The organism is Halorubrum ezzemoulense DSM 17463 (assembly GCF_002114285.1).
In the GTDB taxonomy this organism is placed as follows: Archaea; Halobacteriota; Halobacteria; order Halobacteriales; family Haloferacaceae; genus Halorubrum; species Halorubrum ezzemoulense.
This window is the reverse complement of record NZ_NEDJ01000036.1, coordinates 1-25,090: the sequence shown is the minus strand read 5'-3', so window position 1 is coordinate 25,090 and position 25,090 is coordinate 1. Positions and strand designations below refer to the sequence as shown.

The window sequence follows — 25,090 nt, the reverse complement described above, 5'->3', positions numbered from 1 at the left end:
GGTTAGGCACCTCCGGTGGGTTTCTCGACGATGTACACGCCGTCCTGGAAGACGCGCGTGTCCTTGTCGGTCACCTTCGTCAGCTGTTCGATGTCGGCGGCGGTCTGGCCGACGGCCTCCTTGTCGGAGCCCGAGAGCGTGACCGTCTCGCCGTCGATCTGTACGTCCGTGTCTCCGCGGATGGGGGTGCGCCGCGCGGCGCTCTCTCCGAGGAAGTTCTCGATGACGACCTCGTCGCCCTCCACGTTCACCTGCATCGGGAAGTGGGCGTAGTACACTTCCATGGCGTACTCCCAGCCCTCGGTGACGCCGTGGATCATGTTGGCGACGTGGCTCTCGAAGGTGCCGACGGTGGCGTTGGTCTTCGCGTCCTCGTTCTCGGTCGCGATGACCACCGCGCCGTCCTCGATCGTCACGTCGACGTCGGGGTACCAGAGGCGTCGCGTGACGCTCCCGTTGGGTCCTTCGACGGTGAGTTCGAGGTGGTCGGTCTCGGCGGAGACGTCGTCCGGAATCTCGATTTCGACTCTGTTCATTGTTAGTAGACGTATGCGATCACTTGGCCGCCGATGCCCTCCTCGCGGGCCTCGTAGTGGCTCATGACGCCGTGGCTCGTCGTGACGATGAGCGTCCCGTAGTCACGGGCGGGGAGGTACCGCTTCTCCCACTTCTCGAACTCGTCCGCACCCGCGGAGTAGCGGGGCTTGACGGCGCCACACTCGTTGATCGCGCCTTTCAGTTCGACCTCGAACTTCCCGGCTTTCCCGTCGTCGACGTACTCGAAGCCGTCGACGTACCCGCGGTCGTAGAGGACCTCGAGGACGGAGCCGATGATGTTCGAAGCGGGCTCTACCGTGTACGACAGGTGGCCAACGCTCTCGGCGTTGTCCATGCCGGCGAGCGCGTTGGTGAATGGATCGTTTCCCGTCATGATCAGCTGTACTTCTCGAATCCCATGTCTCGGGCGACCTCGCGGAAGCACTGCCGGCAGAGGTTGATGTCGTACTTGCCGACGAGTCCCTGCTCGCGGTCGCACCGCCGGCACGTGTGCCGGGAGTCGGTGCGTTTCGCGGCGTGCTCGCCCGTGTCGTTGTTCGCTTCGCTCATTCGGTTACCTCGACGTCGAAGTTCGTTTCGAGGAACGCGGCCGCGTCCTCGGCTGTCATCCGGTGGCGGGAGGGAATGGTCCCCGTCGCCTTGTCGCGTTTCGAGACGCGGTAGCCGGGACGGACGATCGTCGTCGTCACGTCGAGGCCGTAGATCCCGATGTTGGGGTCGTACTCCTGGCTCGGAAAGTCGGTGTGGTCCTCGACCCCGAAGCTGAGGTTACCCGTGTCGTCGAACTGGCTCCGCGAGACATCGACGAGATCGAGCGCGGTCTCGAGGAACGCGTGCGCGTCCTCGCCCCGCAGCGTCACCTTGACGCCGATCGGGTCGCCCTTGCGGATCCCGAACTCGGCGATGGTGCGCTTCGAGGTGGTCCGGACCGACTGCTGGCCCGTGATCTCCTCGATGATCTCCTCGGCGTCCGCGAGCGGCTCACCGCCCTGCCCGACGCCCATGTGGACGACGACCTTCTCGAGGGACGGCTCGCGCATCTCGTGGTCGGCGCTCTCGGCTTCACTCATCCGCATCACCCTCGTCGTCGGTGAAGTTCTCGTCGATGACGACGACGTACTCCTCGACCGTCTCGTAGCCGCCGTCCTCGCTGGCGACGGTCACGGTGTTGTCGCCGGAGCCGAGGGTCACGTCGATGTCCTCGATCTCGCCGATCTGGCCGGCGTGCTGGCCGGCGACGGCGGTCACCAAGGCGCCCTCCTCGTACTCGAAGTGGGCGACGATCTCCTTCGTCTCGTTGTCGACGACGATCGAGTCGTTCGTCTCGTAGTCTGCGTCGTCGTCGACGCGGACGTTCGTCCCGTCGTGGAGCGTCAGCTGCGTGACGCCGCCGGGGACGACGGTCTTGTTCGTGATCTTCCCGAGCCGGCTGCCCGCGGCGTCCTCGTCGACGGGAGTCAGCGCGAGCCGACCGCCCTCGTCGGGGAAGACGCGGAAGTACTCCCCGCGCTCGGGGAACGCCAGGATGTCGTACATCCCGATCGGACGCTGTTCGTCCGAGACGGCGTCCCCGTTGACGAGGATCGAGTCGTTGTTCAGCGCGTAGCGCGCCTCCTTCGTCGAGTCGACGTAGCCGAGCACGTCCCGCAGCAGGACGACGAGTGGAACGCCCGCCTCGCCGTGCGGGCCCGCGCCCGCCTTCACGGTGAACGTGTTCGTCTTGCGCTCGACCGGCCAGGAGTTCGGTACTGACAGTCGCTTCTGGTGTCGCGTCATTCGTTATCCTCCTGGAGCCGCGCCTCGCGGCGCTCGTCCTCGAGGTCCAGCTCGGTCACCCGGACGTTGCTCGCCGGAATCGGGCGGGGAACCTCCTCCCCGTCCGCCTTCTCGACGGTGACGTCCTCGACCGTGATCCGCTCGGCGGACAGGTCGACGGAGACGACCTCCGCCTCCGTGCCGGCCGCGTCGCCGCGAAGCACCTCGACGGTGTCGCCGGCGTTGACGCGGACGTTGCGCTGTCCGTACTCCTCGCGGAGCTCGTCGGTGAGGGTGGCCCGGACCTGATTCTGCCGCTCGTGGAGCGGCGCGGTCTCCGACCGTTTTCGTTGTTTGCGTGGCTGTTTCGTCATAGTTAGACGATCATCGTCGCGGTCGAGGCGATGCTCCCGAACCGTTCGGCGACCTCGCGGGCGACGGGGCCTTTGATCTCCGTGCCCCGCGGCTCCTCGAGGTCGTCGATGATGACGGCCGCGTTGTCCTCGAACTTCACGCGCGTGCCGTCCGGACGGCGGATCGGCTTGCGCTGGCGGACGACGACCGCCTCCAGCACCTGCCGCCGCATCTCCGGGGTCCCTTTGGTGACCGAGACGGTCACCTTGTCGCCGATCCCCGCCTTCGGGTGGCGGTTCTTCGTGCCGGAGTAGCCCGACACGGAGATGACCTTCAGCTCACGGGCGCCGGTGTTGTCGGCGCACGTGATCAGCGAGCCCTTCGAGAGCCCCTGCGTGACGTCGGCCTTGAGCGCCTCCATCACTGATCACCCGAGCGGATCTCGACGACGACGTGGGACTTCGTCTTCGAGAGCGGTCGCGTCTCCGCGATCGTCACTTCGTCACCGACTTCGAGCGAGTCGAGCACGCCCGGCACGTGGGCCGGGATGCGCGAGCGACGCTTCATGTACCGATCGTATTTCGGTACGAACACGTCGTACTCTCGCTCGACGATGACGGTCTTTTCCATATCCGTCGACACGACCGTTCCCTCGCGGGTCTGGCCGCGGACGGAGAGCTGCCCGTAGAACGGGCATTTCTCGTAGTCGTAATCCTCCGGGTTGTCTGGCTCCGGAGGCGTGGGTACGTCGATTCCTATCGCCATTGTGTGGCACCTCGTTCGGTGCGTTCGGCGGGCCGATATCGCAACCGATCGCCATCCACCGTCGCGTAGACCGCGTCTTTGCACTCGCCTCGGCGGCTCGCCGGACCCGCGCCGTCACCGTCGACGACGCTTGCGGATCCGGACGGGCCAGACTGACGGGGGCGGACCCCCGTAGTATCCGACCCGAGTTGGGACGCGGACCCCGGCGACTGTCCGTCGCCGGCGGCTTCATCTGTGCGAGCGGTCGGCGTCTCGGCGACGCCGAACTCGAACGTCGCGCCCGACTTGGGCACGCGTTTGTCCCCCGACGCCGTTCGGACCACGAGGGTACCGAACGTCTCGTCGAGCACGCGACCGGCGATACCCACGTGGGCGTCGCTGTCGGCGTCGGCCACCCGAACCGGGAGGCCGACGAGCTCGTGCCGAACGAGTGTGTCGGGGGAGCTCATCTTACGCTTCGTCCTCGTCGAAGTCGCCTTCTTCCGCCTGGATCGTCTTGATCCGGGCGATCGTCTTCTTGAGCTCGTTGACGCGGCCCGGGCTCTCCGGCATGCCGCCGGCCGCCCGCTGCGCCTTCGAGTTGAGCAGCTCGGTCTCGAGCTCCTCGAGTTCGACCTGGCGCTCCGCCGCGGTCATGTCGCGGATCTCGTCGGTGTAGAGGATCGCCATTATTCGTCCTCCTCCTCCTCGTCGGCCGCCTCCATCTCCGCGACGAGGTCGGCCGCCTCGGACTCGATCTCTTCGTCCAGTTCGTCGAGCTCGTCGGCGTCCGCGTCGCCGACCGGCTCCTCCGCGGCGACGTCGGTCGCCTCGGTGGCCGTGTCCTGCGTCTCCTCGACGACCTCCTCGACGACCTCCTCGTCGATGACATCCGCGGGGTCCTCGTCGGGGACATCGACATCCTCGTCGGCGCCCACGTCGGGAACCTCCTCCGGATCCTCTTCGAGCAGCGCCTCGACGCCCTCGTCGTCGCCGGCGCCGGCGGCCGCCTGCTCGACCTCGGGGACCTCGGCGTCCTCGCGGATCTGGAAGTCGTCCGGGAGCGTCGCCCCCGGCGGAATGATCTTCACGTTGACGCCGATCGTCCCGAGCTTCATGACGGCGACGCCCTGGCCGTGGTCGACGACCTCCTCGGCGGGTTCGCCGTTGTGCTTGATGTAGCCGCGGTTGAACTTCTCGACGCGCGAGCGCGCGCCGGTGACCTTGCCGGACAGGACGATCTCGGCGCCCAGCGCGCCCGCGTCCATGATGCGGTCGATCGTCGTGTGACCGGCCTTCCGGAAGTACCAGCCGCGTTCGAGGGCGTTCGCCAGACGGTCCGCGACGATCTGGGCGTTCAGGTCGGGCTCGTCGACCTCCTGAACGTCGATCTGCGGGTCGTCCATGTCGAAGCGGTCCTCGAGCTCGGTGGTGATCTTGCGGATGTTCTTCCCGCCCTTCCCGATCACCATCCCGGGCTTTTCGGCCTTCAGGACGATCTGCGTGCCCATCGGCGTCTGGGCGACGTCCATCCCGCCGTAGCCGGCGCGGCCGAGCTCGTCCGCGAAGAACTCGTTGATCTGGGAACGGCGCAGGCCGTCCTCGATGAATTGGTGTTCGTCAGCCATTAGTTGTCAGCCTCCGGCTCCTCGATGATCAGTTCGACGTCCGCGAGCGTGGTGTTCCACTCGGTCGCGCCCGCGGCGCGGGGGTTCCGACCGGGTCGCTCGCCGACCTTGTGAGGGGCGACGTGTTTGATGACCATCGCCTCGCCGTCGAACCCCTGCTCGTCGGCGTTGTTCTTGACGTTCTCCAAGAGCTTGAGGAAGTCCTTGGCGGCCTTCTCGGGGTACCGTCCCGCGTCCCAGCCGTCGATGTCGGAGCGGTGGCCCGCGCCGGCGTTGTGCTGGCGCATCGGCACCGAAGTCTCCTCGTCGATGACCTCCTGGAGGAACTCCTCCGCGTCGGCGACCGTCTCGCCTTTGATCTCTCGGGAGATCTCCTTGCTGTCCTTCACGCTGATGGGCCGGTCGCGGAGCATCCCCTTGGCGGTGGTCTCCGGGTCGGCCTCGACGCTGTAGTTGATTCCCATGGGTTACTTGAGGGGCACGAACTTCGAGGACCGGGTCGCGCCGATGCCGGCCTGACCGTGTTCGACGGTGCTTCGCGTGAGGTGGAACTCACCGAGGTAGTGCCCGATCATCTCGGGCTCAACCTGAACGCGCTCGAAGCTGTGGCCGTTGTACACGGCGAAGGTGACGCCGACGAACTCCGGCAGGATCGGCATGTCGCGCAGGTGCGTCCGGATCGGGTCGTCCGCCGTCGTCTCCTTGTCGCGGCTCCGGACCGTCTCCAGCAGCTTCTGCTGTTCGGTGCCGAGTCCGCGAACGATGCTTCGCCGCTGGCGTGCGGGGAGCAGTTCCGCGACCTCGTCTACGTCCATCTCCTGCAGCTCGTCGAGCGAGTGACCGCGGTAGGCGAACTCCTCGCCCTCGCGGCCGGTTCGGTAGTCTGAACTCATTTGTTGCCACCTCGTCCGGTGCGCTTGGATGCGATGTCACCGACCTTGCGTCCCGGCGGGGCGTCCCGCGAGACGGACTTCGGCTGGCCGGGGTGTTGGCGACCACCGCCACCGAAGGGGTGGTCGACGGCGTTCATCGCGACGCCGCGGACGCGCGGGTATTTCGTGCCGCGCGCCTTCATCTTGTGGTGTTTGTTGCCGGCCTTGACGAAGGGTTTCTCCGTCCGGCCGCCCCCCGCGACCACGCCGATCGTGGCGCGGCACTGCGGGTCGAGTCGCTTCACTTCGCCGCTGGGGAGCTGGACGACCGCGACGTCGCGGTCGTGGGTGAGGAGTGTCGCCGACACGCCGGAGGCGCGCGCGAACTTCCCGCCGTCCCCGCGGTTGCTCTCGACGTTACACACCGGGACGCCCTCGGGGATCTCCGCCAGCGGGAGCGTGTTGCCCGGCTTGATCTCGGCCGAGACGCCGACCTGAATCGTCTCGCCCACGCGTACGCCTTCCGGCGCGAGCACGAGCCGACGGTCGTCGTCCTCGAACTCGACCTCCGCGAGGGGGGCCGAGCGGGCCGGGTCGTGTTCGATCCCGACGATCTCGCCGGTGACCGTGTCCACGTCTTCGAGCTTCTTGTGCGACAGTTCCGCCTTGTAACGGTGGGAGGGGGCCCGGAACGTCGGGCCGCCGCGTCCGCGCCGTTGTCCTTGGATTCGTCGTCCCATCTCAGAACACCCCGATACGCGAGGCGATTTCGGTCGCGTCGTCGTCCGCGGACAGGGTGACGACCGCCTTCTTCTCGCCCTGCGGCGTCACCTGCGTGTTCACGTTGACGACGCCCACGTCGTAGCGCTCGGCGACCTCGGACTCGATCTCCGGTTTGGTCGCGTCCACGTCGACGAGGAACAGCAGCTTGTTGTTGAAGTCCATCTCGTTCATCGCCTGCTCGGTGACGATCGGATGCTCGATGATCGAGTTCATCGGTCGGCCACCTCCGAGACGGCGCTCTCGGTCCACAGCGTGAGTCGGCCCGGGTGCGCGCCGGGCGCGAGGTCCTCCGCGTTGACCTCGCGAGCGGTCGCGACGTCGACGCCCGCGAGGTTGCGGGCGGCGCGGGACGGCTCCTCGCTGGTGACGACGAGGACGGACTTGGGCTGGCGGTACTTGCGGCCGCGGGCCTTGCCCTGTCCGGCGCGGACGGAGCGACCCTCCTCGGCGCGCTCGATGTCGGCGTCGGCGCCGACGGCTTCGAGCACGCCAAGGGCGTCCTGCGTCTTCTCGAGGCCCTCGAACTCGTCGCTCACGACGAGCGGGAGGTCGAGGTCCTCGTCGAACGCGTGGCCGCGCTCGGCGACGAGCTCGGCGTCGGTCGTGGCCGCGATGGCCGACCGGATCGCGAGCTGTCGCTCCTTGTCGTTCAGTTGCTTCGACTGGTCCTTCTCGGCCTTCGGCGGGTGCGCGGCGCGCCCCGACACGGCGTGCGGGACGCGACGGGCGACGTTCTCGGAACGTGGCACGTGCGCGAGCCCGCGGCCGGAGCCGAACGATTCGGCGGGCGTCCGCAGCCCGGCGAACTCGTCGGCCCCGTAGGCCTGCTTCCGGTTGGCCTGAGCGGCGTCGACCGCGCGACCGATGAGGTCCGGTCGGAACGCGGTCTCGAAGACGGCCGGCAGCTCGACGCTGCCCGCCTCCTCGCCGTCCAGGTCGTGTACTGTTGCGTTCATTGGTTATCCCTGGTTGGATTCGGTGGAAACGTACCGGACCTCGGGGTCGAGGCGCGGCTGGTCGTTCGGCCGGATGGCCGGGCGGAACCGCAGCAGGCGCTGGTCCGGACCGGGCAGCGAGCCCTTGATGAGCGCGTACTCACCGTCGACCTCGCCGTAGTTGACGAAGCCGCCGTCGACGGAGGCGTCGTCGCCCTCGCCGAAGTCGATGAGGCGCTTGTTGAGCTCGGTGCGCTGGTGATAGCCGGTCTGCCCCTGCTGGGGGACGGTGGAGCGGACGCGGGAGGGGTTCCACGGACCGAGGTTGCCGATCCGACGCCGCCATCCCTGGCGGGCGTGTTTGCCCTTCCGCTTCTGAACGCCCCAGCGTTTGACGGGACCCTGCGTCCCCTTCCCCTTCGTGATGCCGGAGACGTCGGTGTACTGGCCCGCGCGGAAGACGTCGCCGAACTCGTGGGCGCCGCCCTCCGCGACGAGGTCCAGCGCGAAGTCGGCGCGCTCCTCGAGGGAGCCGCCGCCGACGCGCGTCTCCATGATGTCGGGCTTCTTCTTCGGGACGTTCGAGAGCTCCGAGGGCGCCGTGTGCGTGATGACGCGCACGTCGTCGACGACGTCGTCGTCGAGCAGCGCGCGGAGCTCGTCGGCGTCTTCCTCGAAGGTGTCTTCCGCCGGGAGGTCGAGCGCGCGGTCGAGTTCCTCGTGGAACTCGGTCGCCCAGACCTCTTCGACCGGCTTCTGTCCGTACGGCGTGTTCTCGTAGGCGCGCACGGCGACGGCGTGCATCTGCGGCGTCTCGACGACGGTGACGGGGACGGCCTCTTCCATCCCTTCACGCGGCGAGTTCGCCTCGTCGTTGACCATCATGACGTGGGTCATCCCGGCCTTGTAGCCGGCGAATCCCTGCAGCGCAGGGGCCCCGTCGTCTTCTGGCCACGAACGGATGCGCGGCACCTCGCTGTCTGCGCGGGTGCGCGGGCCGTAGCCCAGCGAGCCTTTTCGTGGTCGGCTTGGTTGTGGCATGTGTTTACTCCGTGAGTGTGAGCGAGCCGAGGGTCGCGAACAGAGCCTCCTCCGTCCGGACGACCTCGCTCGCCTGTGCCGGGATCGTGTTCAGCCAGAGGTCGAACCCCGGATCGGGTTCGACCGAGCGGCCGTCGGCGACGGCCGCCCGAATGCGGTCGGGCGGAAGCCCGAGCATCTCCGGAAGCCCCCGCTCGGGCGCGCCGAAGGCGACGGTGTAACCGCCGGCCTCGCGGGCGTCCGAGACGAGGTCGCCGAGCCGCGAGACGGAGAGTTCCGCTCCGTGTCGCGACGTCGCGACGGCCAGTCCGGCGCCGGCGAGCGCTTCCGACAGGTCCGCGGCCGCGACCTGGAAGCCGACCTCCGGCTTCCCGGTGATGCGGGCGCGGACCGGTTCTCTCGAAGAGACCCTGATGGTGACGCGCTCCCCCCGCTCGACCTCCATTTCGGAGGGGACGAGCAGGGAGATCGGGTGTTCCCGCAGCGGGGAATTGACCCGGACGCGGCCTTCAGGTCCGACCTCGGTCACGAGTCCCTGTGTTTTCGACTCTTCCCCGCTAGGGGTCGAGCCGGTCCGCCACGGCACGCGGAGCGGGGGAAGCACACCGACGTACCGGAGTTCGTCGCGCTGCCCCCAGAGGTCCTTTCGGAGCTCCGGCGGCGTCGCGGCGTACCCCAGCACGGTGCGGACGTACTCCCCGCCCCGTCGCCCGTCGCCTTCCCGGTCGGGGAAGACCACGAGCCGATCCGCCCGGAACACCGCCGCCGCACGGGCGACGTAGCCGAGTTTGCGAGTCGCCTCGCGGTCGTCCTCGGCTTCCCGGACGAGCGAAGACGGAACACAGATCGTGAGTCCGTCTTCGGTACGCATCGTGGCGAGACTGTAACCTTCGATTCCGGACGGCACGGTAAAAGGATAGCGGTCCCGATATCCGGCTGTGCCGCGTTCACACGGGGTCTGCGCGGGGATTCCGCCCGCGAATCCGAGCCAACTCGTCACACGGATCCGCGTCGCCGCGGAGGCAACCCCTCACGCCGGAACGACCCGCGCCACCGGCGCGTCGCCGTCATCGACCGCGACGTAGAGGTTCCCCGTGTCCGGTTCGACCGCGACCGCGCGCATGCGCCACCCGCGGTCGGCGAGCAGGGGCTCGCGCTCGGTCACGGTCGCGTCGAGGCCGTCACCGTCGACCGTGAACCGCCCGAGGTACCGCGCCGCGAGCGTGCCCGCGAACAGGTCGCCCCGCCACTCGGGGAACGCGTCGCCGTCGTAGAAGACCGCGCCGCTCGGCGGGAAGCCGCCGGACCCGCACGGCCAGTGGTGGACCGGCGCGATCACGCCGTCGCGGTCCTCGTGGCCCGGCGCGAAGGGGGCGTCGGTCCCGTGGCGGCACGCCTCGCTGGCGACCGGCCAGCCGTAGTCGCCGCCGCGCTCGATCACGTTGATCTCGTCGCCGTCCTCCTCGCCGTGCTCGCACTGCCAGATCCGGCCCGTCTCGGACCGCACCGCCATCGCCTGCGGGTTCCGGTGCCCGTAGCTGTACAGCGCGTCGGCCGCGTCCGGGTCGTCGACGAACGGGTTGTCGGGGTGGGCGTCGCCGTCCGTGGTCAGCCGCAGCGTCGCGCCCAGCTCGTTCGAACGGTCCTGCGAGACGTGGTCGGGTCCGAAGTCCGTGTCGCGCCGGTCGCCGACCGTGACGAACAGCGACCCCTCGGGGCCGAACGTCGCCCGGGAGCCGAAGTGGTTCGCGCCGCCGCGGAACGGCTCGGCGACCCGGATTGGCTCGAACTCGTCGAGCACCGGCGCGTCGCCGCCGTCGAGCGAGAGCCGTCCGGTCCCGACGTGCGTCGTCGCCTCGCCCGCGTCGTTCGCCGCCGCGTACGTGAGGTAGACGCGCGGGTCGGCCGGGTAGTCCGGGTGGACCGCAACGTCGAGCAGGCCGCCCTGCCCCTCCGCGAACACTTCTGGCGCGCCCGCGACCGCCTCGACGGCCCCGTCCGCGGGGTCGACAAGCGAGAGCCGTCCCGGTCGCTCTGTGACCAGCAGGCGACCGTCGTCGGGTAGGAAGGCGAGCGCCCATGGGTTCTCGAACCCCTCCGCGACGGTCTCGACGTCGTACGCGACGCCCGCGCCGTCGTCCGGCGGGGCGTCGCCGCCGTCGTCGCCGGAGCCTCCGGCCTCGTCGCCGCCGGGAGAGCCGCCGCCCCCGAGACAGCCGGCGACGGCGGGAAACGCGGCGATGCCGGCGAGCCCGGCGGTCGCGCGGAGGACGGTGCGTCGGTCGGCGCGGTCGGGCAGGTCGGTCATCGTTCGGGTACGGATCCGTGTGGGGGCGCGGCACCGATGACCCTTCCGCCGACCGTCGTTCGGAACCCTTATATCTCCGACCCGGACTACGATCGGATGCGAAGCACGCACCGGTAGTGTAGTGGTATCACGCAACCTTGCCATGGTTGCAACCCGAGTTCAAATCTCGGCCGGTGCACTCCCTGCGGTCGTGCCCCGACCTGACTCCCGCTCGCTCTGCTTGCGGGAGTCTCGGCCGGTGCATTTTCCGACTGACTGCGCCAGCCAGCGTCCGCTTCACTCCGCTCAGCGGACTTGCGAACGAAGTGAGCAGAATCACCGAGAGAGACTTGAGCGCTATCAGTCGCGCGCAGCGAACGGCGAGTGGAGCGAGCCGTGAGCGGGCACGTCTGATTCTGAGTTCGAATCTCGGCCGGTGTACTCCCTGCGGTCATGTACCGGCCTGACTTCCGCTCGCTTCGCTCACGACTCCCTCGCGCGTGCTGCTCGGCCGCGTGGCGGCCTCGCAGGCACGCGCCGCCGCACGAGATTCCCCGACCGGTAGTTTCAATCGGTGATCCGGCGAACCCCCCTCGCGTGACCGTACCAACGAAGACGCTCCCAAGCGGCGCGGAGCTGCCGGCGCTCGGGCTGGGCACGTACGACCTCGACGACGACGAGACGGCCGACAGCGTTCGGGCGGCGCTCGACGCCGATTACGCGCACATCGACACCGCGGAGGGGTACCGCAACGAGGCGGTCATCGGGGAGGCGCTCGCGGCGAGCGACGTCGACCGCGACGACGTCTTCCTCACCTCGAAGGTGCTCGCGAAGAACCTCAACTACGAGTCGGTGATCGAATCGTGCGAGGCGTCGCTCGACCGGCTCGGCACCGACTACCTCGACTTGTACCTGATCCACTGGCCGAACCCCGCCATCTCTCTGCGCGAGACGCTCCAGGCGATGGCGGAGCTGCGCGAGCGGGGGCTCGTCCGCGATATCGGCGTCTCGAACTTCAGCGCGTACCAGCTCAGCTGCGCGCACCACATTTCCGACGTGCCGATCGCGGTCAACCAGATCGAGTTTCACCCGTGGTTCCAGCGGCCCGACCTCGTCGACTACTGCCGCGAGACCGACACCGTGATCGAGGCCGCGGCCCCGCTCGCGCGGACCGACGTGTTCGGCGACGAGGTCGTCGCCGAGCTGGCGGAGCAGTACGACAAGCACCCGGCGCAGGTGATCATCCGGTGGGCGATCGACCGCGGCGTCGTCCCGCTACCGCGCTCGTCGACCCCGGAGCACGTCCGGGCCAACGCCGACCTCGACTGGGAGCTCGACGAGGCCGATCGGCGACGGCTCGACGGGCGCGACCGCGACGCCCCGGTGTACGACACCCCGGCCCGCGACTGGACGAGCGACGTGTACGGGATCGAACAGTAGTGGGCTCGCAGCCGCGGTCGCGGCTCAGTCTCCGAGTTCGACCGGCCGCCCGGTCTCGGCCGACTCGTAGACGCCGGCGAGCGCGCGCATGTCCGTGAGCGCGTGCTCGCCGTCGGGGTGGAACGGTTCGTCGGCCAGCAGCTGGTGACCGAAGTAGGCGAACTCCTCTTCGATCTGGTGGACCTGCTCGAAGTCGACATCGACCCGCGTCCCGCCGCGAACCACGGCGAATCCGCGGTCCTCGCGCTCGTAGAACGCCGGGTCGAGGACGAGTCTGGCGTCCGTCCCGGTGACCTCCAGCCGGCTCGCGTGCTGGGCGTTCTGGCTCACCGTACAGAACGCGTCGACGTCGTCCGGGAACTCGAGTCGGAACGAGGCGTGCTCGTCCACGTCGGCGAACGCCTCGTGCTCCGACCGGGTCCGGCCGGACACCCGGACCGGGTCCTCGCCGAGTGCGAACCGCGTCGTGTTGAGCGGGTAGACGCCCAGATCCATCACCGCGCAGCCGCCCGACAGCGAGGGGTCGAGCCGCCACTGGTCCGTGTCGCTTCCGAGTTCGCCGAGCATCGTCTGCGACATCGTCGCGTGGACGTGGATCACCTCGCCGGCGACGCCCGCGTCGAGGAGGTCGCGGAGCCGCCGGACGGCGGGGTCGGTCTGCATCCGGTAGCCGACCATCAGGGGCGCCCCGGCGTCGCGGCAGGCCGCCACCAGCTTCCGCGCGCGCTCCGGCGTCACCTCCAGCGGCTTCTCGCAGAGGACCGCCTTCCCCTGCTGTGCGGCGGCCTCGACGTACTCCAGGTGGGTCGCGTTCGGCGTCGCGACGTAGACGGCGTCGTACGCGTCCGCGGCGGCCCCCGATCGCAGTTCCTCGGGCGTGAGGCCCGTCAGGTCGCGCTGGGCGGCGACCGCTTCGACCGCCGCGGGGTCGACGTCGCTGACGACGGTGGCCTCGGTGTACGCCGACCGCGCGATGCCGGGCAGCGCCCACTCCCGGGCGAACCAGCCGAGGCCGACGACCGCGACCCTGACCGGGTCGGCGACGGCGGCCGGGTCGAGCGTCTCCCAGTCGCGGCGCGTGAACTCGTCGAGGTACTCCGCGAAGGCGGCGTCCATGTCGCCCCCTCCGCGCGGGGGCGTCAAATAACCACGGCGACGCCGACGCGTGACGCGACCGGGCGAGTCACGGACCGCGCCGCCGTCGCGCTCGTCCGCGCCGCGCCCACCACGGCCCGTCGTAGTTCACCCGCGGCCGGTCCACGTCGATCCCGATCTCGCGGAGCGTCTCGGCCGCGCGCCGGACCGGCGCCGGGTCGGCGCGGTCGAGGGGATCGTCGGTCGCCTCGGCGAACCGGACCGTCCAGTCCCCGTCGATCACGACCGTCGCGCGCCGCAGGATGCCCGAATGCCCCTCCCACGAGTCGGCGAGCAGGTCGTACGACTCGGCGACGCCGCCGTGGAAGTCGGCGACGACCGGGAAGGGGAGTCCGAACCGGTCGGCGTACGCGAACGCCGCGTACAGCGAGTCGCCCGTGAGCGCAACGACGGCGAGGCCGTCGCGGTCGTGCCAGCCGGCGTCGCGGACCGCGGCGAGCGCCGCGGTACAGGGCGGCACGAACGTCGCGGGCGCGAGACAGAGAGCGACGGCGTCGTGCGCCTCGACCAACCGGAACAGCGCCAGTTCGGTTGCGGTGCGCTCCGCGTCGCCCTCCGGAGCCCCGCCGACCGCGGGCGCGGCGAAGTCGGGGGCGGTGTCGCCGACGGTGACCATGCGTCCACGAGGCCCGCGGCCGATAAATAGCCACCCGAGGCGGGGGCGGCGACCGCGACCGGGTCCGCGGAGCGGCCTGACGCGTGCGAACAGCCGGCTCGGGGGGTGTTTTAGCTGTGGGGCCCGGAGGGCGGTCGTGATCGGAGCCCACGCCGAGACGGCGCTCGCCCTCGTCGGCACCTACGGCGCCGTCGCGGTCTTCGTCGTCTTCGCGCTCGAAGGCGCCCTCGTCGGGAAGGTGCTGCCAGCGCGGACGCTCTTTGTCGCAGCGGTGGTCGCCGCGGGGGTCGACGCTGTGGCGGTCGTCCCGGTGTTCGCGGCGGCCGTCGTCGGGGCGACGACCGGCCAGTCGCTGCTCTTCGTCGCCGTCCGTCGGTTCGACCTGGATCCGACGGCGTCGAGGGCCGTCCCGGTCGACGCGGGGCGACTGGACGGCGCGACGCGCTGGCTCGACCGGTGGGGGCTCCCGGCGGTCGCCGCCTCGCACGCCGTCCCCGGGACGCGCGGGTGGCTCGCGGTGCCCAGCGCGCGCGCGTCGTCGGTGTCCGCGCCGCGGTTCGCCGCCGCGTCGCTGCTCGGGTCGGCCGCCTACGCCGGCGCGCTCCTGGGAATCGGGCTGGCCGTCGCGCTCGGCGTCGAGAGCGCAGTCGGGCTGTTCGGCGGCGACCTCGTCGCGGCGCTGTAGCCCGGCTCCGCCCGTTTCGTCCGGTCAGAGGATCGTCCCGTGCTTCTTGTCCGGCAGGTCCTTCTGAACGTCCTCGTAGAAGTCGAACCGCGCGGCGAGCTCGGCGCGGAGGTCCGAGGGCGGCACGATTTCGTCGATGACGACCTCGCTCGCCATGCGGTGGACGTCGATCCCCTCGCGGTACTCCTCGCGGAGGCGCTCCTCCTCGGCGGCGCGCTCCTCGGGGTCGTCGATCTCGGCGAGCTTCCGGGCGTAGACCGCGTTGATCGCGGCTTCGGGGCCCATGATGCCGATCTCGCCGGAGGGAAGGCCGATGACGCTCTCGGGGTCGTAGGCCGGCCCGCCCATCGCGTAGATGCCCGCGCCGTACGCCTTCCGCACGACGACGGTCTGTTTCGGCACCGTCGCCGAGGAGGTGGCGTAGATCATCTTCTTCCCCTTCTCTAAGATGGCGTCCTTCTCCACCTGCGAGCCCGCCATGAAGCCGGGCGTGTCACAGAGGTACAGCAGGGGGATCTCGTAGGCGTCGCAGGTCCAGATGAACTCCGCGGCCTTCTCCGCGGCGTCCGGGAAGATCGCGCCCGACCGCTCCGTCGGCTGGTTGGCGACGACGCCGACCGGCCGCCCGTCGATCCGGCAGAACGCCGTGACGATCTCCGGACCGTACCCCTCCTTCAGCTCGAACACCGACTCGGCGTCGGCGATCCGGTCGATCAGGTCGTGGGCGTCGTACGGGCGGTTCGGCGACTCGGGGATCAGCTCGTCGATCCCGTCGGGCGAGAGCTTCGGCGGCTTCGTCTCGCGCCGCGGGGGCTTCTCGCCGGCCCGGTCGGGGAGGTAGCCGATCAGGTCGGCGACCAGCTCGCGGGCGTGCTCCTCGTCGCGGGCGACGAGGTCCGCGGAGCCGGACTCCTCGGCGTGGACGCGGGGGCCGCCGAGGTCGTCCAGATCGATCTCCTCGCCGGTGACCATCTCCACCATTCGCGGGGAGGCGATCGCCATCGCGGACATGTCCTCCACCATCACAGTGAAGTCCGCGAAGACGGGCGTGTAGGCGGCCCCGGCGATACAGGGGCCGTAGAGGACGCAGATCTGCGGCACCGCGCCGGAGAGCATCGAGTGGTTGTAGTAGTACTTCCCGATCCCCTCGCGGTTGGCGAAGAAGCCGGTCTGCTGGTCGATCCGACCGCCGGAGGAGTCCATCAGGTAGAGCACCGGGTTCCCCGTCTTCAGCGCCCGCTGTTGCATCCGGAGGAACTTCTCGACGCCCTTCGACGCCATCGACCCCGCCTTCACGGTGAAGTCGTTGGCCATGAAGTGGACGTCGCGCCCCTCGAACTCGGCCGCGCCCGTCAGCAGGCCGTCGCCCGGGAGGCGGTCGCCGCCGCGCTCGTTCCCCGCTTCGTCCTCGTCGGCGGGCGCGTCGGGGTGCCAGTCGTCGAACGCGGCGAACTTCCCGTCCTCGAACTTCACCCCCGCGGGGTCGCCGTCCGCGGCGCCGGCGTCGCCGGTCCCGCGGGTCCCGCCCTCGCCGCCGAACCAGAGGTCGAGGCGGTCGCGGACGAACAGCTTCCCCTGCTCCGAGAGCCGGTCGCGGTACTTCTCCGGGCCGCCCTCGCGGATGTCGGCTATCTCGGCGCGGAGGTCGCGCTCGCGGTCGGTCGGTCCGAGGTCGTCGTCGAGCGGGTAGCTCGGCTCGGACGGCTCGGCGCTGGCGACCGGCGTCTCCTCGCCCTCGACGTGGACGTCGACGTCGACGCCGAGGTGTTCGGCGAGCGACTTCGCGATCGCCGCAGCCTCCTCGGGCGTCGCCGCCGCGCCGACGTGGACTTTCATGGACGCAAGATTTGCGGTAGATCCTAAACAGTTTTCCATGCGGGATTCGGCGGGCCCGCGTCGGCCGGCGGCCCGGGGCGGCGCGCCGCTCGTCCGGAGCGGTACCCCGCTGCTACTCCGCGTCGACGGCGGCTTCCAGCCGCTCGATCAGCGCCTCGTTGCCCACGTAAACCGGCGTGCGCTGGTGGACCGCCTCGGGCTCCACGTCGAGGATCGAGCCGGTTCCGTCCGAGGACGCGCCGCCCGCGCGCTCGACGATGTAGGCGATCGGGTTCGCCTCGAACTGTAGCCGGAGCTTCCCCTCGGACGCGCTCCGGAGGGCGGGGTAGGCGAACACGCCGCCGTAGGTGAGCACCTGGTTCACGTCGCCGACCATCGCGCCGCCGTACCGGAGCTTCAGCTCGTCTTCGATCGATCGGGCGTACGCGCGGAAGTCCGCGGGCCAGTCGGGGACCCGGCCGCCGAACCCGTAGACGGTCGGGGTCGCCGGCAGCGAGAGGTCGGCCTCGACGACGGACCTCTCGACGCCGTCGCCGTCGGCGGTGACCACTTCCTCGCGGACGCCCGTCTCGTCGGCGACGACCATCGTCGTGATCGGGCCGTAGAGGACGTAGCCGGCGGCGACGAGGTCGCGGCCGCTCGCGGGCAGCGGCGCGTCGTACACGCCGACGACGGTGCCCATCGCGTTGTTCGACCGGAGGTTCGAGGAGCCGTCGAGGGGGTCGATCGCGACGGCGAGCGCGTCGCCCGCGCCGCTCCCGACGGCGCCGCCCGCGTCGACCGCCGATTCACGCTCCTCGCTGACGAACGAGCCGACGCCGTCGACCGCGGTTATCGCGTCGCCGAGGAGCTCGTCGGCGTACAGGTCGCCCGCGAGCACCGACTCGCCGGATTCGTTCTCCGTCCCGCTCTCGACGCGGCGGCCGGGGAGCGCGGCGCGGATCTCGGGGGCCGTCGCCGCGACCGCGTCGAACACCGCGTCGACGGTCGAGTCCGGTGAGGACATCAGTCGTCGCTCTCGGCGACGGCCAGCGCCTCGGCCGGGTCGGACTCTTGGAAGATCACGGCCTCCAAGGCGTCGAGGATGCGCTCGGGCTCGTCGCGCTGGAAGACGTTTCGGCCGACGGCGATGCCGGTGGCCCCCGCGTCGATGGCGTTCGAGACGTTCCGGAGGAACGCCTCGTCGTCGCGCATCGTCCCGCCGGACATGACGACGTCGGCGGGGCCGGCCATCTCGACGGCGTCGCCCATCGCCTCGGCGGAGCCGGGGTACTTCACCTTCACCACGTCGGCGCCGAGCTCCAGGCCGAGCCGCGCGCCGTACGAGATGACGTCCGGGCTCGCGTCGTTGCGGAGCCCCTGCCCGCGCGGGTACGACCACATGACGACGGCCATGTCGTGTTCGCGGGCGCCCTCCTGCGCGTCGCGGAATTCCTCGGCCATCGCTACCTCGTGGTTCGACCCGCCGTAGACCGTGAACCCGACCGCGTCGGCCCCCAGTTCGGCCGCGTACTCGGCCGTACAGTTGACGGCGCTGTTCGGCTCTCCCCGCCAGAGGTTGGAGGTCCCGTTGAGCTTCAACAGGAGGTTGACCTCGTCCTCGTAGTCGGGGTAGTACGCCTCGGCGAGCCCCTTCTGGACGGCGAGCGAGGTGACCGCCTCGTGGGTGGCGAGCTCGAAGATCCGTTCCGGGTCCGCCGTGTCCGGGTTCGGCTCGAAGTCGACCGGCCCGTGTTCGAGCCCGTGGTCGTACGCGAGGATGAGCGACTTACCGTCGCGCGAAATGTCGTCGGCGGCGTGAGGAAGCATCAGTTCGTAGTTCCGTTACATACGTAAAAAGGGCTGTGGTGAAGTCGGCGGACGTAAAGAAACTTAGCGGCCGATTGAGCGGCGCCTCGGGTCGTTTTTGCGCGATCGGCTTCGAAACGCGTTACTACTCGAATTGTTAATTTCTCCGGCGCGAACGCGTTCGGGCCCGGCTTTCGCAATACTTACCAGCCGCGGCGCGGCAGCGAGTCACATGCGAACGCTTTCCGAAATCGAGGTCGTCGGCGTCGTCGGCGCCGGGACGATGGGCAACGGGATCGCGCAGGTCGCGGCGTCGGCGGGATACGACGTGGTGATGCGGGACGTGGAGCGCGAGTACGTCGAGCGCGGCCTCGACAGCGTCGAGGACAGCCTCGACCGGCTGGCCGGAAAGGGCGCGCTCGACGAGGACCCCGAAGCGGTCCGCGACCGGATCACGGGGACGACGGCCCTCGACGACCTCGCGGACGCCGACCTCGTCGTCGAGGCCGTGATCGAGGACCTCGAGGTAAAACGCGACGTGTTCGGCGACCTCGACCGCGTCACCGACGACGACGTCGTCCTCGCGACGAACACCTCCACGCTGTCTATCACGACCATCGCGAGCGCGACGGAGCGCGCGAGCGACGTGGTCGGCCTCCACTTCATGAACCCCGTCCCGATCATGGACGGCGTCGAGGTCGTGGTGGGCGAGCGCACCGACCCGGCGGTCGTCGACTTCGCGCACGCCTTCGCCGAGGACTTGGGCAAGGAGACGTGGGAGTCCGACGACAAGCCCGGGTTCGTCACCAACCGGATCCTGATGCCGTGGATAAACGAGGGGATCCGCGCGTACGACGAGGGCGTCGCCGACAAGGCCGACATCGACCGCGGGATGAAGCTCGGCACGAACGTCCCGATGGGGCCGCTCGAACTCGCCGACCACATCGGCCTCGACGTGGCGCTCGACGCAAGCGAGACGCTCCACGACGAACTCGGCGACCGCTACAAGCCGGCGTACCTCCTCAAGCGCAAGGTGGAGGCGGGCGACCTCGGCAAGAAGACCGGTCGCGGGTTCTACGAGTACGAGTGACCGCGTCGGGGCGTCTGAGAGGCGGTCAGGCCGCGTCCGCGTCGCGGTCGTCGTCCGCCGTCCACCGGCGCGCGCCGGGCAGCAGCCCGACGAGCTTCGTCACGTAGCCGAACCGGAACAGCCCCAGCTGCGAGAGCGCCCCGAGGACGAACACCGCGAGGAACGCGGGCGCCGAGAGGTCGAAGAGGAGGGGTTGGACGGTCGTCTCCGCGGCGGCCGTCTCGAAGCTCGCGGGCGTCAGCGACCGCGAGGCGAACGCCGCGCCGATGAGCGCCGTCGAGACCACGAGCGTCGTCCGGGTGAGGACGAACCCGAACAGCGCGCCGACGGCGACGCCCGCCAGCGTCGCGCCGACGAGCAGCGCCGTCCCCTCGACCCCCGCGGCGTCCGCCGCGTAGAAGGGGCCGACGGCGAACCGCCCGGCGAACCCGCCGACGACCGCGCCGATGCCGAGCACCGCGAAGGAGAGCCCGACGTACGCGAGGAAGCCGCCGAGGAGGCCGCCGACCGCGACCGCGCCGGCGGTGAGGACGGCGCCGTCGACCGCGACGAGGCCGACGACGTTCGGCGCGAGCAGGTAGCCGGCGCCGGCGCCGACGAGCAGCCCCGTCAGCGTCACCGCGTAGACGGAGACCGCCGCGCCGACGAACGCGAGCGCCAGCCCCGCGAGGACCAAGCCGCCGTTGAGTGGGGTGAGCATGTCCGTACCGTGGCGCGCGCTGCTACTTAAATTGTCGCAGCCGCGAGGACGGAAAACGGGCGGCGAGCGGCGGACTCACCGCGCCCGGCTCGTCGCTCGTCGAGCGATGTATCGCGTGTACCCGCCGACCGCGAGGCCGAACCCGACGACGAGCAGGACGAACCCGAGGAGGCGACTGGTCCCGACGGTCATCACCGTCAGGACGACGCCGAACAGCAGCGCGAACACGCCGGCGACGACGACGCCCACGTCCAGCAGCGGCGACGGCTGGATGGTCCGGCAGTGCGGGCAGATCCGCGCGTCGGCGGGGATCGGCTCGCGGCAGTCGACGCAGCGGAGGCGGTCGCTCGGCACGCGAGGCGGTTCGGCCGCGACCGGTTTGGCTCTGTTGACTGCGGAGGGGGCCGAGAGGACGTGTCTGCTACCCGGACGCGCCTCGGATTGTACTCGTCGGAACAGAGAACTCCGACGGGCCGCATGGTTAAACGATGTTTCCGGATTGTGAACCGAAGTGCCGAAACGGAGACGCCGCGAGGTCCTCGGAGCCCTCGCGGTGGCTCACCGCCGGTTGTATTTCCGACGACGACCCGCAGGTGGAAATTCGGGAGATAGACGTGGTGAATCTGCGGGACGAGACCGTCGGTGTCACGATAGTTGCGGAGCGAGGCGACGAGGTCGTATCCGAGGACGGGTTCCGATTCGGCCCGAAGCAAGGCGGAGCGACGGGCGGAGTGTATTTAAAAGAAAGTTGGATGAGTGGTGAGGGAGACCTGGAACTCACGATATCCGCGGATTCGATCGACGAAGCCAGTCTATTCACGGAGAGCGTGGCACAAGAGAGTGAGGACGACGGGTGTGTATCCGCGTTCAGTCCGGTCGACGAGAACGGCGGAGGCATGTACTACGCCGAAGCTGAGTGTTGACGACGCGCGAAACGAGCGCCGGGTGCGGATTTCCGCCCGCTCTCCCGCTCAGTCCGCGCCGGCCGCCGCGGCCGGCTCGTCGCCGGTATTGAGCGTCTCTTCCACCTGCGTGAACACCGCGACCAGCGCGACCGCCGCGGCCGCGGCCCCGACGGCGAACGGCACGACGAACCCGAAGCCGTAGAGCCAGCCGGAGGCCAGCGGCCCCAGGGCGACGCCGAAGCCGAAGCCCATCGTGAGCACCGACAGGGTGGTCCCGGACTCCCCCTCGCGGGCGAGGTCGCCGGCGAGCGCGAGCGACGGGGCGAACACGCACGCGACCGCGATCCCTTGGCCGAGCCGGACGAGCATCATCAGCGCCGGCTCGGTCACGATCCCCTGAAGCAGCGTCGTCGGGACGAGGATGACGAAGCCGGCGAGCAGGAACGGCCGGCGGCCGATCCGGTCGCTGGCGCGGCCCACGGGGACCTGGAAGACCACGTTCGCTATCGTCACGGCCGCGAACTGGGCGCCGAACCACACTGGGGGCTGGTCGAGCCGCACGTTCACTTGGTTCTGGAGCGTCGCGAACAGGGCGATGCACGCGCCCATGGCGACGGTCGCGAGCCCGAGCGTGAACACGGGGTCGAGCAGGCGGTCCTCGCCGCGGACCCGGATCGACACGTCGTCGCCCGCCTCGGCCTCGACGTCGGCGTCGCGGACGAGCAGGAACACGAGCGTGAAGCTGAGGTACGCCCCCGCGCAGGCCGCGACGAAGGCGGCGTCGAAGCCGTCGAGGACCGGGAGCCCGACGGCGGAGAGGTCGTACGGCCCGCGAGCGACGACCGCGCCCGCGAGGACCGGGCCGAAGCCGAAGCCGATGAGCCGGAACGTGTTGTACACGCCGAAGTTGCCGCCGCGGTCGGCGTCGCTCGCGGCGTACTCGTTCACGAGGGCGACCGTGGCGGGGATGATGAGCGCCGCGCCGAGCCCCTGTATCGCCCGCAGCGCCACCAGCACCGGGTAGCTCGTCGCGATCGTGTACAGCCCGCTCGCGGTTCCGAGGAGCAGGATTCCGGCGAGGACGAACGGACGACGGGCGCCAACGCGGTCGGAGAGCCGCCCCGTGAACGGCTGCGAGAGGCTGTTGAGAAAGCCGAAAAGCGAGAGCACGACGCCGATGAGGAGCGGTTCGGTCAGCGTGACCGCGGCCGCGCCGACCCCGACCTCGACGCCGAGTAACCCCTCGATGTCGACGAGGTCGCTGGTGATGTACAGCGGGAGGACGACGATGAGAAAGGAGTTCCCGGCGGCGCCGACCATTCGCGCGAGCGCCAGCACGATCACGCGCCGGTCGGTGTCGGTGACGCCGGAGAGGAGCCCCATTCACTCTGGGTTCGGAACGGATGATAAAGGCGCTTGTGAACGGGGGGAGTCGATCCGGTTTCGGTCGCCGACGAGCGTCGAACCGCGGTCTCGGTGTCGACCGAGACCGAGCGGCTCAGGGGGTCGCCGGGGTCCGCTTGTCGACGCCGCGGACCTCGAACCGCGCGCCGCCGTCCTCGCCGGTCGTCGCCTCGACCGTCCACCCGTGCGCGGTGGCGATCTCCTGAACGATCGCGAGGCCGAATCCGGTGGTGCCCGCGCCGCCGCTCTCGCCGGGTTCGAAGAGCGAGTCGGCGACCGCCGGGTCGATCCCCGACCCGTCGTCCTCGACGAAGAAGCCGTCCGAGAGGTCGCCGACCCGGATCGAGACGTCGTCGCCGGCGTGGTCGACCGCGTTGCGCATCAGGTTCTCGAAGAGGTTCCGGAGGCGGTCCGGGTCGGCGAGCACCTCGCGGTCGGTCTCGACCGAGAGGGTCGCGTCCGCGGTGTCGACGGTTGACCAGCTGTCGGCGACGACGTCCGCGAGGTCGACGCGCTCCGGGTCGCCGACCGTCTCTCCCTCGCGGGCGAGCGCGAGGGTCCGCTCGACGATCGACTCCATCCGGGCGAGCGCGTCGAGCGCGGCGTCGAGGTTCTCCGCGTCGTCCGACGCCTCGCGGGCGAGCTGGACCCGGCCCTGCGCGACGTTGAGGGGGTTCCGCAGGTCGTGCGAGACGATGCTCGCGAAGGAGTCGAGCCGGTCGTTCTGTCGTTCGAGCGCCGCCTCCCGCTCTTTGAACGCCGTGATGTCCTCCTGGAAGCCGACCCAGTGCGTGACGGTCCCGTCCGGGTCGCAGATCGGGGCGATGCTCACTCGGTTCCAGAACTCCGTCCCGTCCTTCCGGTAGTTCAGCAGCTCGACGCTCGTCGGCTCGTCGGCGTCGATCGCGTGGCGGAGCTCCTGAACCGACTCCTCCTCCGTGTCCGGCCCTTGGAGGAACCGGCAGTTGACGCCGATCGACTCCTCGCGGTCGTACCCGGTCATCTCGACGAACCGGTCGTTGACGTACACCATGGGGTTGTCCTCCCGGTCCGCGTCCGTGATGGTGATCCCGACCGGCGCCTCGTCGAGGGCGCGGGTCTTCGTCTCCAGTTCCGCGCGGCGCTCGCGCTCGTCGGAGACGTTTCGGAGGATGCCGACGCTGCCGTTGAACGAGTCGCCCTCGTACGGCAGCGCGGCCATGTGGTCGCGACAGGGGATCGGCTCTCCCTCCTTCGGGACGATGTCGACGCCGAAATGCTGGACGTCGGGCCCCGAAGACGAGAGGATCGTGCCGAGGCGGTCCTCGGCCTCTTTGACCGCCGCGTCGTCCTTGATGAACCCGGGCTTCTGGCCGATGATCTCCTCGCGGTCGTAGCCGGTGAGCTCGGCGAACGGCTCGTTGACGAACCGGAAGACGCCGGTCTCGTCGACGACGTAGACGGGGTAGCCGAGCGCCTCGATGACCGTCGAGTAGCGCTCGGCGATCTCTTTGGTCCGGTGCTCCTCGACCGCCTGATCGACGCGGTTCGCGAGCCGGCGGAGCTGCTCGGGACCGCCCTTCTGGAAGTAGCCGGTGACCCCGGCGTTGAGCGCCTGACTGGCGATTTCTTCCGAGCCCTTCCCGGTGTACAGCACGAACGGGGTCTCCCCGTGGCGGTCGCTGAACACGTCGAAGAACTCCAGCCCGTCCATCGCGGGCATGTCGTAGTCGCTGACCACGCAGTCGAAGGCGGCCTCGTCGAGCCGGTCCAAGGCTGTCTCGGGGTCGGTCACGCTCGTCACCGCCACGGAGTCGATCTCGCGTTCGAGGTACGCCTCCGTGAGGTCGAGGACCGACGGGTCGTCGTCGACGTGTAACACGTCGATCGCGGCGGGCATACGTGAACGAACGATCGCGAGGAATAAACGACTACCGACCCGGCTATCGGATCTGGATCCGGGGGCGGCGGCGACCGCGGTCCGCGTTCCACTTCCGGCGCGCGTGGCTGGTTCTTAAGACCGCGGAGCGCGGAGTCGGGATCGATGACCGGCGGGACGCCAGTCGCCGGGGAGACGCTCCCGGGCGCCGGCGGCGGGGACGACGACGCGGACCGCGTCGTCTGCCACGTCGATATGGACTGCTTTTACGCATCCTGCGAGCGGCTGCGCCGCCCCGACCTCGCGGGCGAGCCCGTCGTGGTCGGGATGGGGTACGAACCGGGCGAGTCGATCGGCGCGGTCGCGACGGCGAGCTACGAGGCCCGCGAGTTCGGCGTCGAGAGCGCGATGCCGATCTCGGAGGCCTTGGAGCTGCTCCCCCGCCGCGCGGACGCGGACCCCGACGACCCGGACGCGCCCGACCCGGAGGAGACCGGGCGGTACCTCCCCGTCGACCTCGACTTCTACGAGGACGTGGCGAGCGAGGTGAAGGAGGTCCTACGCGACTGCGCCGACACGCGCCGGGAGGTGAGCATCGACGAGGCGTACCTCGACGCCACCGACCGGACCTCGTGGGCGGTCGCCGGGGGTGGCGG

At 69.9% G+C, this 25,090-nt stretch carries 33 protein-coding genes and 1 tRNA gene; 6 read left to right on the top strand and 28 right to left on the bottom strand.

The genetic code is table 11. The annotated features are described in order from the left end of the window. Positions 1 to 2: 2 nt before the first annotated feature. The 19 genes from B9H04_RS10900 to B9H04_RS10810 form a co-directional block, all read right to left on the bottom strand. Positions 3 to 536 (bottom strand): 50S ribosomal protein L6, encoded by a 534-nt coding sequence (locus B9H04_RS10900; protein ID WP_049930194.1) that lies wholly within the window; start codon positions 534 to 536, stop codon positions 3 to 5. 2 nt (positions 537 to 538) lie between these two features. Continuing rightward, positions 539 to 931, bottom strand: coding sequence for a 30S ribosomal protein S8 (locus B9H04_RS10895; protein ID WP_004047215.1), 393 nt, complete (start codon positions 929 to 931; stop codon positions 539 to 541). A gap of 2 nt (positions 932 to 933) precedes the next feature. Beyond that, positions 934 to 1,107 (bottom strand): 30S ribosomal protein S14, encoded by a 174-nt coding sequence (locus B9H04_RS10890; protein ID WP_004597423.1) that lies wholly within the window; start codon positions 1,105 to 1,107, stop codon positions 934 to 936. Beyond that, positions 1,104 to 1,628 (bottom strand): 50S ribosomal protein L5, encoded by a 525-nt coding sequence (locus B9H04_RS10885; RefSeq protein ID WP_049930678.1) that lies wholly within the window; start codon positions 1,626 to 1,628, stop codon positions 1,104 to 1,106. Before B9H04_RS10885 ends, B9H04_RS10890 begins: the two co-directional genes overlap by 4 nt. After that, positions 1,621 to 2,334 (bottom strand): 30S ribosomal protein S4e, encoded by a 714-nt coding sequence (locus B9H04_RS10880; RefSeq protein ID WP_085682700.1) that lies wholly within the window; start codon positions 2,332 to 2,334, stop codon positions 1,621 to 1,623. The genes B9H04_RS10885 and B9H04_RS10880 overlap by 8 nt, the downstream gene beginning before the upstream one ends. Then, on the bottom strand, positions 2,331 to 2,687 hold the full coding sequence (gene rplX, locus B9H04_RS10875) for a 50S ribosomal protein L24 (protein WP_049930190.1): 357 nt from the start codon (positions 2,685 to 2,687) through the stop codon (positions 2,331 to 2,333). The genes B9H04_RS10880 and rplX overlap by 4 nt, the downstream gene beginning before the upstream one ends. Before the next feature lie 2 nt (positions 2,688 to 2,689). Beyond that, positions 2,690 to 3,088, bottom strand: a complete 399-nt coding sequence (locus tag B9H04_RS10870; protein ID WP_004597429.1) for a 50S ribosomal protein L14 — start codon at positions 3,086 to 3,088, stop codon at positions 2,690 to 2,692. Beyond that, on the bottom strand, positions 3,088 to 3,432 hold the full coding sequence (locus B9H04_RS10865; RefSeq protein WP_006114464.1) for a 30S ribosomal protein S17: 345 nt from the start codon (positions 3,430 to 3,432) through the stop codon (positions 3,088 to 3,090). Before B9H04_RS10865 ends, B9H04_RS10870 begins: the two co-directional genes overlap by 1 nt. Beyond that, entirely contained in the window at positions 3,423 to 3,881 is a 459-nt protein-coding gene (locus B9H04_RS10860) for a ribonuclease P protein component 1 (protein WP_049930188.1), read from the bottom strand. Before B9H04_RS10860 ends, B9H04_RS10865 begins: the two co-directional genes overlap by 10 nt. A 1-nt stretch (position 3,882) precedes the next feature. After that, positions 3,883 to 4,101, bottom strand: a complete 219-nt coding sequence (gene rpmC, locus B9H04_RS10855; RefSeq protein WP_006114466.1) for a 50S ribosomal protein L29 — start codon at positions 4,099 to 4,101, stop codon at positions 3,883 to 3,885. Next, on the bottom strand, positions 4,101 to 5,039 hold the full coding sequence (locus tag B9H04_RS10850) for a 30S ribosomal protein S3 (RefSeq protein ID WP_049930186.1): 939 nt from the start codon (positions 5,037 to 5,039) through the stop codon (positions 4,101 to 4,103). The genes rpmC and B9H04_RS10850 overlap by 1 nt, the downstream gene beginning before the upstream one ends. Beyond that, positions 5,039 to 5,503: a 50S ribosomal protein L22 gene (locus tag B9H04_RS10845; RefSeq protein WP_006114468.1), complete on the bottom strand. Its 465-nt coding sequence runs from the start codon at positions 5,501 to 5,503 to the stop codon at positions 5,039 to 5,041. The genes B9H04_RS10850 and B9H04_RS10845 overlap by 1 nt, the downstream gene beginning before the upstream one ends. A 3-nt stretch (positions 5,504 to 5,506) precedes the next feature. Next, positions 5,507 to 5,932, bottom strand: coding sequence for a 30S ribosomal protein S19 (locus B9H04_RS10840; RefSeq protein ID WP_049930185.1), 426 nt, complete (start codon positions 5,930 to 5,932; stop codon positions 5,507 to 5,509). Next, a complete protein-coding gene (locus tag B9H04_RS10835; protein ID WP_049930183.1) occupies positions 5,929 to 6,651 on the bottom strand; it encodes a 50S ribosomal protein L2 in 723 nt (240 codons plus the stop codon). Before B9H04_RS10835 ends, B9H04_RS10840 begins: the two co-directional genes overlap by 4 nt. Before the next feature lies 1 nt (position 6,652). Continuing rightward, a complete protein-coding gene (locus tag B9H04_RS10830; protein ID WP_049930182.1) occupies positions 6,653 to 6,907 on the bottom strand; it encodes a 50S ribosomal protein L23 in 255 nt (84 codons plus the stop codon). After that, positions 6,904 to 7,650: a 50S ribosomal protein L4 gene (gene rpl4p, locus B9H04_RS10825; RefSeq protein WP_049930180.1), complete on the bottom strand. Its 747-nt coding sequence runs from the start codon at positions 7,648 to 7,650 to the stop codon at positions 6,904 to 6,906. The genes B9H04_RS10830 and rpl4p overlap by 4 nt, the downstream gene beginning before the upstream one ends. A 3-nt stretch (positions 7,651 to 7,653) precedes the next feature. Then, a complete protein-coding gene (locus B9H04_RS10820) occupies positions 7,654 to 8,670 on the bottom strand; it encodes a 50S ribosomal protein L3 (RefSeq protein ID WP_049930179.1) in 1,017 nt (338 codons plus the stop codon). A gap of 4 nt (positions 8,671 to 8,674) precedes the next feature. Further along, positions 8,675 to 9,541 carry a putative RNA uridine N3 methyltransferase gene (locus B9H04_RS10815; RefSeq protein ID WP_085682699.1) on the bottom strand — a complete coding sequence of 289 codons (867 nt, stop codon included), beginning with the start codon at positions 9,539 to 9,541 and terminating at the stop codon, positions 8,675 to 8,677. Between the two features lie 159 nt (positions 9,542 to 9,700). Further along, a complete protein-coding gene (locus B9H04_RS10810; protein WP_085682698.1) occupies positions 9,701 to 10,978 on the bottom strand; it encodes a PQQ-dependent sugar dehydrogenase in 1,278 nt (425 codons plus the stop codon). Between the two features lie 107 nt (positions 10,979 to 11,085). Between B9H04_RS10810 and B9H04_RS10805 the strand changes: the two genes are divergently transcribed. Both B9H04_RS10805 and B9H04_RS10800 read left to right on the top strand, forming a co-directional pair. Further along, positions 11,086 to 11,156 (top strand) — tRNA-Gly (locus tag B9H04_RS10805). A 398-nt stretch (positions 11,157 to 11,554) separates the two neighbouring features. Then, on the top strand, positions 11,555 to 12,397 hold the full coding sequence (locus B9H04_RS10800) for an aldo/keto reductase (protein WP_049930172.1): 843 nt from the start codon (positions 11,555 to 11,557) through the stop codon (positions 12,395 to 12,397). A 24-nt stretch (positions 12,398 to 12,421) separates the two neighbouring features. Here the strand turns inward: B9H04_RS10800 and gfo6 are convergent, their stop codons facing one another. Together gfo6 and B9H04_RS10790 are read right to left on the bottom strand one after the other, a co-directional pair. Continuing rightward, complete coding sequence (gene gfo6, locus B9H04_RS10795) at positions 12,422 to 13,513, bottom strand: D-xylose 1-dehydrogenase Gfo6 (protein WP_049930171.1); 1,092 nt, start codon at positions 13,511 to 13,513, stop codon at positions 12,422 to 12,424. A gap of 67 nt (positions 13,514 to 13,580) precedes the next feature. Beyond that, complete coding sequence (locus B9H04_RS10790) at positions 13,581 to 14,168, bottom strand: redoxin domain-containing protein (RefSeq protein ID WP_085682697.1); 588 nt, start codon at positions 14,166 to 14,168, stop codon at positions 13,581 to 13,583. Positions 14,169 to 14,304: 136 nt separating this feature from the next. Between B9H04_RS10790 and B9H04_RS10785 the strand changes: the two genes are divergently transcribed. Then, positions 14,305 to 14,853: a VTT domain-containing protein gene (locus B9H04_RS10785; RefSeq protein WP_085682696.1), complete on the top strand. Its 549-nt coding sequence runs from the start codon at positions 14,305 to 14,307 to the stop codon at positions 14,851 to 14,853. 24 nt (positions 14,854 to 14,877) lie between these two features. Here the strand turns inward: B9H04_RS10785 and B9H04_RS10780 are convergent, their stop codons facing one another. The 3 genes from B9H04_RS10780 to B9H04_RS10770 all read right to left on the bottom strand — a co-directional run bounded on the left by B9H04_RS10780 (position 14,878) and on the right by B9H04_RS10770 (position 18,498). Continuing rightward, positions 14,878 to 16,689, bottom strand: a complete 1,812-nt coding sequence (locus B9H04_RS10780) for an acyl-CoA carboxylase subunit beta (protein WP_049930167.1) — start codon at positions 16,687 to 16,689, stop codon at positions 14,878 to 14,880. A gap of 112 nt (positions 16,690 to 16,801) precedes the next feature. Beyond that, the gene (locus tag B9H04_RS10775; protein ID WP_049930165.1) at positions 16,802 to 17,695 is read right to left on the bottom strand and encodes a class 1 fructose-bisphosphatase; all 894 of its coding nucleotides are present in this window, start codon (positions 17,693 to 17,695) and stop codon (positions 16,802 to 16,804) included. Next, entirely contained in the window at positions 17,695 to 18,498 is an 804-nt protein-coding gene (locus B9H04_RS10770) for a class I fructose-bisphosphate aldolase (protein WP_049930164.1), read from the bottom strand. The genes B9H04_RS10775 and B9H04_RS10770 overlap by 1 nt, the downstream gene beginning before the upstream one ends. 211 nt (positions 18,499 to 18,709) lie before the next feature. On the opposite strand from B9H04_RS10770, the gene B9H04_RS10765 reads away from it, so the two are divergent. Next, a complete protein-coding gene (locus B9H04_RS10765) occupies positions 18,710 to 19,567 on the top strand; it encodes a 3-hydroxyacyl-CoA dehydrogenase family protein (protein WP_049930162.1) in 858 nt (285 codons plus the stop codon). A gap of 25 nt (positions 19,568 to 19,592) precedes the next feature. On the opposite strand, the gene B9H04_RS10760 is transcribed toward B9H04_RS10765, so the two are convergent. Further along, a complete protein-coding gene (locus B9H04_RS10760) occupies positions 19,593 to 20,267 on the bottom strand; it encodes a hypothetical protein (protein ID WP_049930161.1) in 675 nt (224 codons plus the stop codon). Between the two features lie 75 nt (positions 20,268 to 20,342). Then, on the bottom strand, positions 20,343 to 20,621 hold the full coding sequence (locus B9H04_RS10755) for a zinc ribbon domain-containing protein (protein WP_085682695.1): 279 nt from the start codon (positions 20,619 to 20,621) through the stop codon (positions 20,343 to 20,345). Positions 20,622 to 20,755: 134 nt separating this feature from the next. Here B9H04_RS10755 and B9H04_RS10750 point away from each other — a divergent pair, with 134 nt between their 5' ends. Then, a complete protein-coding gene (locus B9H04_RS10750) occupies positions 20,756 to 21,190 on the top strand; it encodes a hypothetical protein (RefSeq protein ID WP_241988200.1) in 435 nt (144 codons plus the stop codon). A 48-nt stretch (positions 21,191 to 21,238) separates the two neighbouring features. Here B9H04_RS10750 and B9H04_RS10745 read toward each other — a convergent pair whose 3' ends face one another. Then, complete coding sequence (locus B9H04_RS10745) at positions 21,239 to 22,555, bottom strand: MFS transporter (protein ID WP_049930157.1); 1,317 nt, start codon at positions 22,553 to 22,555, stop codon at positions 21,239 to 21,241. Positions 22,556 to 22,670: 115 nt separating this feature from the next. Beyond that, a complete protein-coding gene (locus B9H04_RS10740; protein WP_049930153.1) occupies positions 22,671 to 24,455 on the bottom strand; it encodes a hybrid sensor histidine kinase/response regulator in 1,785 nt (594 codons plus the stop codon). A gap of 144 nt (positions 24,456 to 24,599) precedes the next feature. Between B9H04_RS10740 and B9H04_RS10735 the strand changes: the two genes are divergently transcribed. Continuing rightward, the coding region (locus tag B9H04_RS10735) for a Y-family DNA polymerase (RefSeq protein ID WP_455583608.1) at positions 24,600 to 25,090 on the top strand (491 nt) is incomplete at its 3' end.